The following is a 14,862-nucleotide window of genomic DNA, read 5'->3' on the forward strand; positions in this document are numbered from 1 at the left end:
TCACGACTTATCGATTTAATATTTATTCTTCTATTTCCTTTTTATTCTCAATTTCATTTCTATTTTTTAAGAAATAAAATAGAATCAACCACAAACCTATCACAAAAAAACTAATAAAATTACAAGTATTAATGATATTATTTTGTTCCTTTGTAACATAAATATCCACACCATGATCATTAATTTTTTCTACGTATGGATATTGAAGCTCACGTTTCCCTTTTTTAACATAATCTTCATACACAAATGAAGATGTAAAAAAAATCATCATCACAACAATACCAGAAACCATTAAAATCAATCTTGAAGAACTCGACATTAGCTTCTCCTGATAAATTCAAAGATAAAATTTCAAATACAATCTACACTTATTTATTACTAAATTTAGAGACAACACCACGCTCAATAAAAATTATATCAACAGTGAGTAAAACTCATATCATAACAAGTAGAGCAAGAGAGTATGTTTCAATTACTCTTCTCGACCACCATATGCATTTTATTTATAAATACATTGTTTTTTATTAAAATTCCAAATTCCATCTAACTTTTCACACTCTTCTCTTTTTGTTCTAGGATCGTTTGGTCCAAAAGTACAAATATCTCGCTTATAGTCCCATGCTCCACCTGAATCTGCACAACTATCTTTTTTAGCTGCATTATCAAAATATATATCTGCAATATAGACAGCAGCCCAGAGAAATAAAATAAAAGCTAATTGCACAATGAAAAACCATTTTAGAATTTTAACAAAAAAACAAAATGCTCTTTTAATATTCACTTAAGATAACCCTCTCCTGTAAATGATCTTAAAATATTTATAACTTCAGAAACATAGAATCACCAAATTAAAGCTTAAATTAGATTACAAGTTAAGATTACAAACTATCAGGTAAATTTATTCCCCCTACCTCCATCTCACAAAAATCACCAGATTGAATTTAAATTTTTATATAGTTTTAATTTATTCATTTATTTTTTACTTTTAAGAACACAATAAAATCTGATGATTTTGGAAATTTTTTAGGATCATCACCCAAAAAGACTTCTAATTCATACTTTGATGGTTCATAACCCAATTCATATGCTTTTAAAAGATTGTATATTGCCATATTTCTTGTTAGTTCATCATCACTCCAAACGGGAATACCCCCTATATATGTTCCTTCATCAGCATTCATATCCACACCCAAATAATAATAGGCAATTGGACAATTATATTTATTTGCCATAATTTGGGTATAGTAAAATATAGAATAGCCATCATCTGCCAAATGCCTATTCACAACAGCATTCTGAAAAGCCTCACAATCACCATTTCTTAATGACTTAGCCAATAACTCGTCAATTTTTCTTTCACTGTATATCGCATCCCGAGTGTCAAATCCTTTTTCATCGTTAAAGTCACATGCGATCAAAAAATTTGAAAGGAATAATATAAAAACAAAATTAATATACTTTATCATTCCCTCCCTCACAGCAATCTCACTCATTATTTATTTTCAATCAAAAAAATTCACACACGCACTCATGAGCACAAAACCTTTACAGCTAAGTAAAGTTATAATTAACAAATATTCGAACAAAAAACAATCAGAAAAATAAATCACCTCAATATAAAATAAGGCTCATTAACAATAAGCCTTGGTAAAAAACTAAAAACCGAGTTATTTTATAAAAGTAAGCTTACTTTTAAAATTCGACTAAAACTTATGTGTATACGTCGTCATAATTCGATTTTCGACAAAATCTGTGCCTGGATTATTGCCTGCACCATATTTAATATCGGCTCGAATATGCCGCCATTCAAAGCCTAAACCTTTCAGTTTACCTTCAGGTACGGTGTAATTGACAATCACATTCTTCTCGGTTTCTTTATTATCCTTAAAGCCTTCGCGATAGATTTCACTGCCATTTAAATAGCGTAATGTCAGTTTTAGCCCGGGGATACCCTGCTCTTTAAAGTCATAACTATATAAAACATGCCAAGTAAACTCTTTAGCTTTGTAGAAAGCAATTGCAGACCAACTCTGTAAATAAGCTTGTGGTACATAACCGTTTAACAAAGGAATATTGTCCTCACCCATATGCTTTTGCAGACCGGTCAAAATGGTATGCGGTCCATTTTGTACACTGGCCTGTAAGCCAATCGACTGGACATCAATATCGCCAAAATAAGCATCGCCATCTTCTTTATAGTTAAAATAGCGGGCGTCCACTTTAAGCTTGCTCTTGTTGACCGTTTCCGTAAAAGCCGCACTCAAATATTGTTGTTGGTAAATATCTTCAAGCTGCCCGAACCAATAAGAACCTGTCAATTGCGGGGTAAAATTATAATCGAGACCCAGAAAATTTAGCCCATCACTTCTTTTGTTTGGGTCTGTCGAGTTGCCTAAGGTGAATTTGCGATATTCATCATCATCTCGAGCATTCACATGGGTAAAACGCCCTGCTGACACTTTTAAATTTTTGATGTCTTTGCTTTCTAGCATTGCACCTGCATAAGTGGTGACCAATTGCCGAGAATCATCAATAAACAGTACTGGTGTTTTTGGGAAAAGCTCACCAACTTTCAGTTCGGTATTGTGATATTTAAATTTTAAAGTTGCACCTAATTTTAAATAATCACGCTCCTGACGACCTTCATGCTGATCATATTTAAATACGGTATCCAGACGTTCATCATAGCGATCCGTTAAACGCAGTGCATATTGAAACCCCAGATCCAAACCGACTTGAATCGGTGTATCGGTATAGCCAGATTCAAAACGTCCTGTCATCGCCTGAGACCAACTGCCCAGATCTTTATTGGTGTTTTCAAAATCGCGTTCTAAATAAAAATTACGCAGATAAATGCTTTTTTCGCTGTCTTCTAAAAAATCGGCATAAGCCACATTGATATTTAAACAGCCAAACAGTGTGTACAGTGCTACGCGCTGTGCTTTATACAGCGTATCTGGTTTTAACATGGGAAATCCTTTCCTGAGTATTTGAAATTCTTATTTATTCACGCTGAGCGTTAAGACCGCCCTCACAACTGAGACCAAACTTTCCGATTGCTTTAAAACTGACATAAATTCAGAAAGATATATTTGGATCAAATATTGGTCATGCCTTATTATTTGAATTATTAATGTAATTTTCCATAGATAATGAAGTATATAGTTATACCTTTTAAGTCTAGTTTTAGGTCATTTTCACCACAATTAAAAAAGCGATCATGATGACCGCTGATAAATAAACTTGGTGCCTAGAATGGCTTAATCACCCTCTAGTTGGATCGGAATACCTTCCTCTTCAAATACCTGCTTAATGCATTCTAAAATCTGCGGTAGGTATGGACTCTGATCCATATTGCGCACCGCCAATGAAATTGGGGTATAGGCTTCTAAATCCAGAATGGGGATATACACCAAATTTTTCATGCCGATATCACTGGCACTTTCTGGAATTAGGCAAATCCCCTCACCTGATGACACCAAACCAAGCGCCATATGAATTTCACGTACCTCGACCATGTCTTTAGGCACCAGACCCAAGTCGGTAAAAATCGACTGAATCAAGGTGGAAAAGTTTGGCTTTTGCGTGGCAGGATAAGAAAAGATAGGTTCATCAATAATCTGGGACAGATAAATCCCCTGATCGATAAAGCGGGTTAAATGATGGTTTTTATGAATGGCTAATTTGAGTTTTTCTTTGCGCAATAAAATCCGTTTAATCGCAGGATCACTAATTCTTAAACGTCCAAAGCCTAAATCGATTTTACCCAGCTTTAACGCTTCGATCTGATCCTTGGTACCATGTTCAATCAACTCCACCTGAATATCAGGATGATTTTGACGGAATAAATAAATCACTTGCGGTAACAGTGCATAAAGTAGTGAGCTGACATAGCCAATACGCACAATCTTATTCACCGTGCTAATGCGTTTTGCCATGGAAGCCGCTTGGGCGGTATGGGTCAAAATCTGCACCGCATGCTGATAAAAGAACTGCCCCGCTTCTGTGGTTTTCACAGGTCGCGAACCACGTTCAAATAACAGGATTCCGAGTTCCTCTTCTAGCTTTTGGATCTGCCGGCTTAATGGTGGTTGCGCAATGCATAACTTTTCTGCGGCTTTGGTAATGCTCTGTTCCTCGACCACTGTCACGAAATAACGAAGATGTCTTAATTCCATTTAATATACCTTTTAAGTATCTAAAAATACCAAATTCAGCCTAGTTATAGATATTACATTAATTTAGGGTATGTAAATAGCTCAGGACGAAAGAAATACCCAAGATGTATAAATCCATAGAAACCCTACTTGTCGAGATCCCAACTATCCGCCCACACAAGATGGCGGTTGCAACCATGCAAACCCAAACCTTAGTCCTCATCAAAGTGACAACAGAGGATGGTTTGATTGGTTGGGGTGAAGCAACGACCATTGGCGGCTTAGGTTATGGAGATGAAAGTCCTGAAAGTGTGAAAACCAATATCGAGCATTACTTTTCGCCATTGTTAAAAACTTTGGACAGTTTTAATGTGGCTCAGACACTACAGGCCATTCAACACAGCATCAATGGGAATCGTTTTGCCAAATGTGCCATTCAAACAGCACTATTGGATATTCAGGCACAACGTTTAGGTCTACCGCTCAGTGAAGTGTTAGGTGGGCGCCTACGTGATAGCGTTCCTGTACTTTGGGTTTTGGCCTCAGGCAATACTGAAAAAGACATTGCTGAAGCAGAAAAAATGGTTGCGTTAAAACGCCACAATGTGTTCAAGCTCAAGATCGGCTCTCGCCCCGTTGAGCAAGATGTTGAACATGTACTGGCAATTAAACAAGCCTTAGGCTCAGACATTTCGATCCGTGTTGATGTCAACCGTGCATGGTCTGAGTTGAATGCGATTAAAGGGATTCAAATGCTTCAGGATGGTGGGGTCGATCTGATTGAGCAACCGTGTGCAATTCACAATATTGATGCCATGCAACGTCTGACGCGCAAGTTCGATATTGCCATTATGGCGGATGAATCTTTAACCGGTCCGCAAAGTGCGTATCAACTGGCAAAAAGCAATGCAGCCTCAGTGTTTGCAGTAAAAATTGCCCAATCAGGCGGTCTGATTGAAGCCTGTGAAGTCGGAAAAATTGCCAATCTGGCAGGGATCGATCTTTACGGTGGCACCATGTTAGAAGGTCCAGTTGGCACCATCGCTTCCGCACATGCCTTTTCTACATTTAGCAATTTAGCCGCAGGTACGGAACTGTTTGGTCCACTGTTGCTTACGGAAGAAATTTTAAAAACACCGCTTCAATATGGCAATTTTGAACTCAAAATTCCAACTGGCCCTGGTCTCGGTATTGAACTGGATGAAGACAAAATCGACCAGCTGCGTCGTCAATAATTCAAGGAGTTGCCATGCTTTTTCATGTACGAATGGATGTAAATATCCCGCTCGATATGCCAGTTGAACAGGCCAATCAAATTAAAGCTGTTGAAAAGGCCTATTCACAAGATTTACAGCGTCAAGGTAAATGGCGTCATATCTGGCGCATCACCGGACAATATTCAAACATCAGTATCTTTGATGTCGACAGCAATGAAGAACTGCACAATATTTTACAGGGTCTGCCGTTGTATCCCTACATGAATATTGAAGTGATGGCGATGAATCGTCACCCATCAGCTATCCGCGAAGACGATAGCTAAAGCCCATCGTGGCATCAGGATCACAACAGAATTTGAACAAGGAATGTGGCAAGCCAAGGAACCAGCAAAACAGCAAGTCCGCGAGCCACCAAAAATTATCATACTTCAGGAGATTATGTATGAACCGTCAAGAAATCGATGCACTGGTTAAAAAAATGAATGTGGATACCGCGACAGGTGAAGTCAATCCACGTGTACAACAAATCGTAGTTCGTCTGCTCGGTGATCTGTTTCAGGCGATTGAAGATTTAGACATCTCGCAAAGCGAACTATGGAAAGGTCTGGAATACTTTACCGATGCAGGTCAAGCCAATGAACTCGGTTTATTGGCAGCAGGCTTAGGTCTTGAGCATTATCTAGATTTGCGTGCTGATGAAGCTGATGCCAAAGCAGGCATTACGGGTGGAACACCCCGTACCATTGAAGGTCCACTCTATGTGGCTGGTGCCCCGGAATCTGTCGGTTTTGCTCGTATGGATGACGGTTCTGAATCAGACAAAGTCGATACCTTATTCATCGAAGGTACAGTGACTGATCCTGAAGGTAATATTATCGAAGGTGCTAAAGTCGAAGTTTGGCATGCCAACAGCCTCGGTAACTATTCATTCTTTGATAAGTCACAATCTGACTTTAACTTACGCCGTACCATTTTGTCTGATGCCGATGGTCACTATGTGGCTCAAACCACCATGCCTGTAGGTTATGGCTGCCCGCCTGAAGGGACTACTCAAGCCGTGCTGAACTTGCTCGGCCGTCATGGTAACCGCCCTTCTCATGTACATTATTTTGTGTCTGCACCGGGCTATCGCAAATTAACCACGCAGTTCAATATCGAAGGTGATCAATATCTATGGGATGACTTTGCATTTGCAACACGTGAAGGCTTGGTCGCTACTGCTGTTGATGTGACTGATGAAGCTGAACTTGCTCGTCGTGGGGTGAATAAGCCATTCAAACACATTACGTTTAATGTGGAATTGGTGACAGAAAAAACAGGTGCGCCAAGCACTGAAGTTGACCGTCGTCGTGTCGGTGCTTAACTTCCCAAAATCACTGTGAGCTAGACCTTAGCTCACAGTTTTTAAATTTCTATGCATACCCGTTTATACAGTAATTCGTATGTATAGAAATTTGAAAACATGGATAAAAGGTTGACCTTATGATTGATAAAAGTACGCTCACATTGACTGAGGCACTGTCACAGATCAAGGATGGCGCAACCATCATGATTGGTGGTTTCGGCACCGCAGGACAACCCGCTGAATTGATTGATGGATTAATCGAACTTGGTATTAAAGACCTTGTCATCGTCAATAACAATGCCGGTAATGGCGATTATGGTTTGGCTAAACTGCTTAAAACAGGGGCAGTACGTAAAATCATCTGTTCCTTCCCGCGTCAATCTGATTCATGGGTCTTCGATGAACTGTACCGTGCGGGCAAGATTGAATTGGAACTGGTGCCACAAGGCAACCTCGCTTGTCGTATTCAAGCGGCAGGTATGGGACTCGGTGCTGTGTTTACCCCAACAGGCTTCGGTACTTTATTGGCAGAAGGCAAAGAAACCCGTCATATCGAGGGCAAAGACTATGTACTGGAATATCCGATCAAAGCCGATTTTGCCTTGATCAAAGCTCATCAGGGCGACCGCTGGGGCAATCTGGTCTACAACAAATCTGCACGTAACTTTGGCCCGATCATGGCGATGGCGGCAGATGTCACCATTGCACAAGTTTCTGAACTGGTCGAACTCGGTCAACTTGATCCTGAACATATCATTACCACAGGGATTTTTGTCCAGCATGTGGTCGCTGTCGATGCAGCCAATGGCGCAGGAGCATAAACATGAGCTATCAAAAACTAAGTCGTGACCAAATTGCTGAACGTGTGGCGCAAGATATTCCTGATGGCGCTTATGTCAATTTAGGCATCGGCCTACCAACCAAGATTTCCAATTATCTTCCTGCAGACAAAGATGTATTCCTGCATTCGGAAAATGGCTTACTGGCATTTGGTCCACCGCCTGCCAAAGGTGAAGAAGATCCTGAGTTAATCAATGCAGGTAAAGAATACGTCACTATGCTCACTGGTGGCAGCTTTTTCCATCATGGCGATTCCTTTGCCATGATGCGTGGTGGTCATCTGGATATCGCGGTATTGGGTGCTTTCCAAGTGGCAGCCAATGGTGATCTGGCCAACTGGCATACTGGTGCAGCAGATGCGATTCCTGCAGTCGGTGGTGCCATGGATTTAGCAGTGGGTGCTAAGAAAGTATTTATCACCACCGACCACAATACCAAACAAGGTGAACCCAAGATTGTTGAAGCGCTTTCATATCCTGCAACAGGATTGAAATGTGTCGATCGAATTTATACCGACCTGTGTGTGATTGATGTGACTGTTGACGGTTTAAAAGTGATTGAGAAAGTAGACGGTTTGAGCTTTGAGGAATTGCAAGCTTTGACGGGTGCAAAACTGATTGATGCGACACTAGCTTAAGGATTGAAATCCCCCTAAATCCCCCTTTGTTAAGGGGGACTTCCTCTAAACAATAGAGTGAGGTCTCCCTCCTTTTTAAAGGAGGGATTAAGGGAGGATTAAAGGAAAAAACACATGAAAAATGCTTATATCATCGATGCTATCCGGACCCCATTCGGTCGTTATGCTGGCGGTCTTGCACCTGTACGTGCTGATGACTTGGGAGCGATTCCAATTCAGGCTTTGATGCAACGCAACCCAAGTGTCGATTGGCAGCAAGTCGATGATGTGATCTATGGCTGTGCCAACCAAGCGGGTGAAGACAACCGTAACGTTGGACGTATGTCAGCACTATTGGCAGGTTTGCCTTATCAAGTACCTGCCACCACAGTGAACCGTTTATGCGGTTCATCACTGGATGCCATTGCCATGGCTGCCCGTGCGATTAAAGCCAATGAAGCAGACCTGATTATTGCTGGTGGTGTGGAAAGTATGAGTCGTGCACCCTATGTGATGGGCAAATCGGATAGTGCCTTTGGCCGTAGTCAAAAGATTGAAGACACCACCATGGGCTGGCGTTTTATCAATCCAAAACTGAAAGAACTGTATGGTGTGGATAGCATGCCGCAAACCGCGGAAAACGTGGCGGAACAGTTCAATATCAATCGTGCCGATCAAGACCAGTTTGCGCTCAACAGCCAACAACGTACTGCAACGGCGCAAGCCAAAGGTTTCTTCAGCAATGAAATTGTGCCTGTGACGATTCCACAGCGTAAAGGTGATGCGATTGTGGTAGATGCGGATGAGCATCCACGTGCATCAACCACTTTGGAAGCCCTAACCAAACTTAAAGGTGTGGTTAAAGCCGAAGGTACCGTCACGGCGGGCAATGCCTCTGGAATTAACGATGGCGCTGCTGCCTTGCTGATTGCTTCGGATGAAGCGGTGGAGAAATACCAGCTCAAAGCACGTGCCAAAATCATTGCTGCTACCACAGTCGGCGTTGAACCACGGATTATGGGTTTTGCACCTGCGCCTGCCATTAAGAAATTACTGAAACAAGCCAATCTCACGCTAGAACAAATGGACGTGATTGAACTAAACGAAGCTTTTGCAGCACAAGCTTTAGCAGTGACTCGTGATTTAGGTTTGGCGGATGATGATGCACGAATTAATCCGAATGGTGGTGCGATTGCTTTGGGCCATCCTTTAGGTGCCTCAGGTGCGCGTTTGGTGACAACGGCCTTGAATCAGCTTGAACAGATCAAAGGTCAGTATGCCTTATGTTCAATGTGTATCGGCGTTGGTCAAGGCATTGCGCTGATTATTCAACGTATCGAACAAAATTAAGGAATAGTGAATGTCAGTTTTTCAATCCGCCGATGCACAGATCAACTATCAAACTTTTGGCGATCCCAGCTCCCCTGCACTGCTGTTTTCCAACTCTTTGGGCACCAACTATGGCATGTGGCAAAAGCAGTTCAATGATTTTAAAGAACGATTCTACGTTATTTGTTATGACACGCGCGGTCATGGTTCATCTTCGACGCCAACAGGCCCATATACCCTGCAACAACTCGGTGAAGATGTGATTGGTCTACTCGATCATTTAAAGATTGAAAAAGCCAATTTCTGTGGTATCTCCATGGGTGGAATAACGGGTCAATGGCTAGCGATCCATTATCCAGAACGTTTTCAGCGTGTAGTTGTGAGTAATACCGCTGCAAAAATTGGACAGGAACAAGCATGGCTGGATCGTGCCCAACTGGTTCGAAATCAAGGTTTGGTTCCAATCGCTACAACAGCAGCTTCACGCTGGTTTACAGATCCCTTTATCCAAAGCCATCCTGCAATTGTCAATAACCTGTGTAACGACTTAAGTGCTGGCAGCGCGGACGGTTATGCCAATTGTTGTGAGGCTTTGGCTAAGGCGGATGTCCGTGATCAACTCAAAGACATCCACATTCCTGTTTTGGTCATCGCTGGTGCACAAGACCCTGTGACTACCGTTGCCGATGGACAGTTTATGCAACAACAGATACCGCAATCGAAACTGGTCGAAATCAATGCCTCACATATTTCAAATATTGAGCAAGCAGAAAGCTTCAATCATATTTTAAAAGACTTTCTGACTGGCTAGCTGATAAATTGAAGCATTAAAAAATGGCCATTTCAGGCCATTTTTTAGATCTGGTATAAAGTTAGTATCGAATCATCACCGATTTAAGTTCAGTATAATCATCAATAAAAGCATCAGAAAATTCACGACCTAGTCCTGATGCCTTCACTCCGCCAAAAGGAACAGCAGGATCTAGGAAGGTATGCATATTGACCCAAATTGAGCCTGCTTCAATTTGCGGGATCAAACGCAATGCTTTGGCCAAATCATTGGTCCAGACACTTGCAGTTAAACCAAAGCGTGAGTGATTCATCATCTGAATTAACTCGTCATCATTTTCAAAAGCAATCACATCCACCACAGGACCAAAAGTTTCTTCAATAAATAAAGGATCATCCACACCATGTACCTTTAATAATGTCGGCTCAACAAAATAACCCGTTCCTTGCAAAGCCTTACCACCACAAATCACTTGATCATTTTGATTGGCAAGGTCGAGATAATGTTTGACCTTGTCAAAGTGTGGCTTATTAGACAGTGGTCCAAACATGCTCGATTCATCCAGTGGCGAACCAATTTTTATCTGTTGAATTGCTCCTGTCAGCTTTTCTACAAATTCATCATATTTGGACTGATGTATAAAGAAACGCTCAGGGGCTGCACAGACTTGCCCCTGATGTACGAAGGTTGCCTGTAACAAAGTTGGTAGGATTTCATCCAGATTAGCATCCGCAAGAATTGCTGCGGCATTTTTTCCACCGAGCTCCAGACTGACTCGAGTGAGGTCATTCTTCATTGCTTGTTGCCCAATCGCAATGCCTGTAGGAACTGAACCCGTAAACGAGACTTTTTTTACTAAAGGCGAATTTATTAAGTGTTGTCCAGTCGCCCCTTTACCTGTGACCACATTAATCACCCCTGCTGGAATGCCTGCCTCAATTGCAAGTTCAGCCAAACGCAATAATGACAAGGTCGTAAATTCACTTGGTTTTAATACAATAGTACAACCCGTGGTTAATGCTGAACCAATTTTCCAGCATCCAATCATCAGAGAAAAATTCCATGGCACAATCCCTGCCACCACACCAACAGGTTGGCGCATGGTATAAGCGGTATATTTTTCACCCTGCATGGAGGGAATTGACGGTTGCATAGTCTGACCATTGATCTTAGTCGCCCAACCAGCGAAATACCTTAAAAACACAACTGTTTGTGTCACTTCCAAATGTCGAGCTAGATAAATCAATTTGCCCGTAGTCAAGGTTTCCAGTTGCGCTAATTCTTCTGCATGTAATTCCACTAAATCGGCTAATTTATTCAGTTTCAGACCACGTTCATAGGGTGATGTATTGGCCCATGCATTTCGAAAAGCATCATCGGCACTCTGAACGGCCTTCGCAACTTCATTTTGAGTCGCCATCGCAATGCTTGATACAACTTTTTCAGTGGCTGGATTGACCAACTCAATCCGTTCAGCTGTTTCTGCGGCAATCATTTCACCACCAATAAAATGGCCATGTTGGCGTGCCATAAATTGCTGTACGCTGGTTAGAATTTTTACTTCGCTCATTTTATATTCCTCTTTTCATGTCTACAGACAGCAATTAAGCAACTTGATTTAAAATAAAATCGGCACCACGCTCACCAATCATGATGGCAATGGCATTGGTATTCCCACTTGGCACCTGCGGACAGATTGAACAGTCAATAACACGCAAATTCTGAAATCCATGTACTTTAAGGGTCTGATCAGTAACAGAATCTTGAGAGCTATTGCCCATTTTGCAGCTGCCTGCTGGGTGGTAAACGGTTTTAATGTTCTGGCGCATCCAGACCTCAATCGCTTCAATATTTTCAGGATCGGTATTTGCAGGTTCAATGATGTCTTGGACAATGGCTTTTAAGGCAGGTTGTTGTAATAAGCGCAGCCCAGCCTGTACCGCACGAATATTGGCATCAACATCCTCTGGATGACCTAAATAGTTCGGATCAATCACCGGTAAGGCATTTGGATCTTTACTGCTTAAACGTAGTGTTCCACGTGCTTTCGGTTGTACATGTCCGACTTTAATGGTCAGTCCATGTGCGTGTGCGGCTGCCTTCTCCCCAGGGGTATTATCAAAATTATCCAGTACAGGCAGAAAATGAAACTGTACATCTGGTCGACCATTGTCATGGGTATCAATAAAAGCACCTCCTTCTAGAATATTGGAGGTCAATACCCCAGAACGGGTAAAATGCCATTGCAGAAAATGCCCAACCGCTTTTAAACCCTGATCTTCTCCAAGTAAACTATTCTGTGTGGTGACCGTAGCATTGACCGACATATGTAAATGATCATGAAAATTTTCGCCGACTGGTAAGTCTTGGATGCATTCAATTCCGAGTTCATCTAAATGTTGCTTAGGGCCAATGCCTGACAGTAATAAAACTTTAGGGCTGCCAATGGCCCCAGCACTGACAATCACTTCTTTCGCTGCATTTACCGTCACTGGGGCTTTGCTCGCGATGCTAAAGGTCACACCAGTGACTTGATCCTCGTGAGTTTCAATTTTATGCACCAGCGCATCGGTAATCACGGTAAGATCTGGATGGTGCTCAACGGATTTTAAATAGGTTTTTGAGGTACTGGCTCTTTCGCCATTCTGTGTGGTGGTCTGATAAAACCCTACGCCAGCCTGATCCCAACCATTGATATCATTGACGTAGTTCATTCCCATTTGCTGACCTGCTTGAATGCAAGCAAGAGTTAAGGGATGGCGATAGCGGTTTTCACTGACAGCTAAAATGCCATCTTGTCCGTGATATTCATCAGCAAGACTTTCATTTTTTTCTGCTTTTTTAAAGAATGGCAGCACATCTTGATAAGACCATTGCTCACAGCCCCATTCAGAGGCCCATAAATCATAGTCCTGACGCTGCCCCCGACAATAAATCATGCCATTGACTGAACTGCCACCACCTAAGACTTTACCTTGTGCCAGAATCATTTCTCGTTGATTGCAGTGTTTTTGCGGAACGGTCATATACGGCCAGGATTTTTGTTGGAATACTTTGATCACTGTTGCAGGAATGGTATGAAACAAACTGCTGTCTTTGCTTCCTGCTTCTAAAACCAGTACCCGGCCTGCATTGGCTTGTAACAAGCGTGCAGCAACCACACAGCCCGCTGAACCTGCACCAATCACGATATAGTCATATTGTGTATTCATCTAATTTCACCCTCATTTTATTTCTATGAATGCACCGCCAATAAATACGGTCTGCTTCGCACTGATTTAATAGATGTATTGCAGAATCAACTGGGCATATAAATTGGTTTTGTCATCATAATTTTGAGTGCCACCACTGTGGATATCATGCTTTGGCTTATATAGTCCGATCAGCGGAATAACGGTGAGATTGTTATTGACTGACCAGACTGAAAACACATCCAGCTCATGCCCATCCACATTTACCAATGACTTATTTACGGTTTGAAACTTATAAGCCAATGCACCCAGCATGAAATTTTCTTTTAAATTAATACTGTAAGAAACTTGGTGAATATCGGCATTTTTATTGAAGGGCCCTGCATAGTTTCCAGCGACTTCTCCCTGAAACCATGTGCCAAATCCAACCGTATTGCCGTAAAACATGGAGTCGTACTGATCTGAAAAATGGCTGAAACGATAACCTAGGGACGGCGTATATTTTGTAGATAAGAAGTTATAGTTCAGTCCCAGATAGCCTGCATTTTCCGTGCTGTCCTGTTTATCCTGAACCACCCATTCAGACTTCAGTTGCAGTTCAGGTAAGGCTTGATAGTTCAAGCGTAAGGCATAATTCTTAAGATCCTGACGTCCTGAAATGTGTTCGACATCATCAATATCTAGGACATTTAAATAAGTAAAACCAATGCCTTTATCTTTGAGTTGATAGATCAGATCCGTCACAAACAGTTTTGATGAAAATTGTGCTTTGTTATTCGACTTTAAATACGCCAGTTTTAGCGTTGTATCCTGTTGCGGTTTATATTGAAGTAGACTGCTAAAATCAAAGCTGCGTCGTGCTGCCAAATAATAAGCCCCACCTCGATCCAGTGCCCCATCCGCAGGTGCTTTACCTAGATTTAATGCATCTCCCGCAATGAAAAAACCATCACCTATCATGATATTTTGTCGACCGATACTGAAATTATAGGTCGTCAATTCATCTTTATGGGTACCATCTTTAAAGCCAATCACCCATTCATTCACATCGGTTTTACGTTCTTTGCCATTACTATTCTGGCCTGCATCACCATCGCCCCATGTTGCTGAGCTAATCCCGCTTAAACTGGCATAGAGCTGATGATTTTGAAATGTTTGCTGCCCTTTGGCACCATATTTAAGATGGCCTTCTTGCCAATTGATCCGCTGGTCATCGATGTTTTCACCGTTATAACTTTTAGCACTACTAAAAGCACCAAAAGTGGCTTCAAAAATCGGTTTAATTTCAAGCTCACCTGCGTATGCAGTTGAAAAACATGAGACAAACAGCGTCCCTCTCACGACTTGAGAAAGTAAAGTTTTCATACAAAATTCCTT

General features: G+C 41.7%; 15 protein-coding genes. 7 read left to right on the forward strand and 8 right to left on the reverse strand.

Annotation, left to right across the window (positions count from 1 at the left end; translation table 11 throughout):
- Positions 1 to 22: 22 nt before the first annotated feature.
- The 5 genes from A7P55_RS21440 to catM form a co-directional block, all read right to left on the reverse strand.
- Entirely contained in the window at positions 23 to 319 is a 297-nt protein-coding gene (locus tag A7P55_RS21440; protein WP_171553726.1) for a hypothetical protein, read from the reverse strand.
- A gap of 180 nt (positions 320 to 499) precedes the next feature.
- Complete coding sequence (locus A7P55_RS21445; RefSeq protein WP_252727913.1) at positions 500 to 781, reverse strand: hypothetical protein; 282 nt, start codon at positions 779 to 781, stop codon at positions 500 to 502.
- Positions 782 to 968: 187 nt separating this feature from the next.
- Positions 969 to 1,493, reverse strand: a complete 525-nt coding sequence (locus A7P55_RS21450; protein WP_171553727.1) for a hypothetical protein — start codon at positions 1,491 to 1,493, stop codon at positions 969 to 971.
- A 210-nt stretch (positions 1,494 to 1,703) separates the two neighbouring features.
- Entirely contained in the window at positions 1,704 to 2,969 is a 1,266-nt protein-coding gene (locus A7P55_RS21455; protein ID WP_171553728.1) for an OprD family outer membrane porin, read from the reverse strand.
- A 291-nt stretch (positions 2,970 to 3,260) separates the two neighbouring features.
- A complete protein-coding gene (catM, locus tag A7P55_RS21460; RefSeq protein ID WP_004654826.1) occupies positions 3,261 to 4,178 on the reverse strand; it encodes a cis,cis-muconate-binding transcription regulator CatM in 918 nt (305 codons plus the stop codon).
- A 104-nt stretch (positions 4,179 to 4,282) separates the two neighbouring features.
- On the opposite strand from catM, the gene A7P55_RS21465 reads away from it, so the two are divergent.
- From A7P55_RS21465 to pcaD, 7 genes are all read left to right on the forward strand, one after another.
- Positions 4,283 to 5,392, forward strand: a complete 1,110-nt coding sequence (locus A7P55_RS21465) for a muconate/chloromuconate family cycloisomerase (protein ID WP_171553729.1) — start codon at positions 4,283 to 4,285, stop codon at positions 5,390 to 5,392.
- A gap of 14 nt (positions 5,393 to 5,406) precedes the next feature.
- Entirely contained in the window at positions 5,407 to 5,697 is a 291-nt protein-coding gene (gene catC, locus A7P55_RS21470; RefSeq protein WP_004654828.1) for a muconolactone Delta-isomerase, read from the forward strand.
- Positions 5,698 to 5,816: 119 nt separating this feature from the next.
- Entirely contained in the window at positions 5,817 to 6,737 is a 921-nt protein-coding gene (gene catA, locus A7P55_RS21475) for a catechol 1,2-dioxygenase (protein ID WP_171553730.1), read from the forward strand.
- Positions 6,738 to 6,856: 119 nt separating this feature from the next.
- Positions 6,857 to 7,540 (forward strand): 3-oxoacid CoA-transferase subunit A, encoded by a 684-nt coding sequence (locus A7P55_RS21480; RefSeq protein ID WP_171553731.1) that lies wholly within the window; start codon positions 6,857 to 6,859, stop codon positions 7,538 to 7,540.
- A gap of 2 nt (positions 7,541 to 7,542) precedes the next feature.
- Positions 7,543 to 8,196, forward strand: a complete 654-nt coding sequence (locus A7P55_RS21485) for a 3-oxoacid CoA-transferase subunit B (RefSeq protein WP_171553732.1) — start codon at positions 7,543 to 7,545, stop codon at positions 8,194 to 8,196.
- 114 nt (positions 8,197 to 8,310) lie between these two features.
- On the forward strand, positions 8,311 to 9,525 hold the full coding sequence (gene pcaF / locus A7P55_RS21490) for a 3-oxoadipyl-CoA thiolase (protein ID WP_171553733.1): 1,215 nt from the start codon (positions 8,311 to 8,313) through the stop codon (positions 9,523 to 9,525).
- Positions 9,526 to 9,535: 10 nt separating this feature from the next.
- Positions 9,536 to 10,315 carry a 3-oxoadipate enol-lactonase gene (gene pcaD / locus A7P55_RS21495; protein WP_171553734.1) on the forward strand — a complete coding sequence of 260 codons (780 nt, stop codon included), beginning with the start codon at positions 9,536 to 9,538 and terminating at the stop codon, positions 10,313 to 10,315.
- A 61-nt stretch (positions 10,316 to 10,376) separates the two neighbouring features.
- On the opposite strand, the gene A7P55_RS21500 is transcribed toward pcaD, so the two are convergent.
- From A7P55_RS21500 to A7P55_RS21510, 3 genes are all read right to left on the reverse strand, one after another.
- Positions 10,377 to 11,864, reverse strand: coding sequence for an aldehyde dehydrogenase family protein (locus A7P55_RS21500; RefSeq protein WP_171553735.1), 1,488 nt, complete (start codon positions 11,862 to 11,864; stop codon positions 10,377 to 10,379).
- Positions 11,865 to 11,898: 34 nt separating this feature from the next.
- Positions 11,899 to 13,506, reverse strand: a complete 1,608-nt coding sequence (locus A7P55_RS21505) for a GMC family oxidoreductase N-terminal domain-containing protein (RefSeq protein WP_171553736.1) — start codon at positions 13,504 to 13,506, stop codon at positions 11,899 to 11,901.
- Positions 13,507 to 13,572: 66 nt separating this feature from the next.
- Complete coding sequence (locus tag A7P55_RS21510) at positions 13,573 to 14,850, reverse strand: hypothetical protein (RefSeq protein ID WP_252727914.1); 1,278 nt, start codon at positions 14,848 to 14,850, stop codon at positions 13,573 to 13,575.
- Between the last annotated feature and the right edge of the window lie 12 nt (positions 14,851 to 14,862).

This window comes from Acinetobacter sp. Ac_5812, from assembly GCF_013072695.1.
Lineage (GTDB): Bacteria > Pseudomonadota > Gammaproteobacteria > Pseudomonadales > Moraxellaceae > Acinetobacter.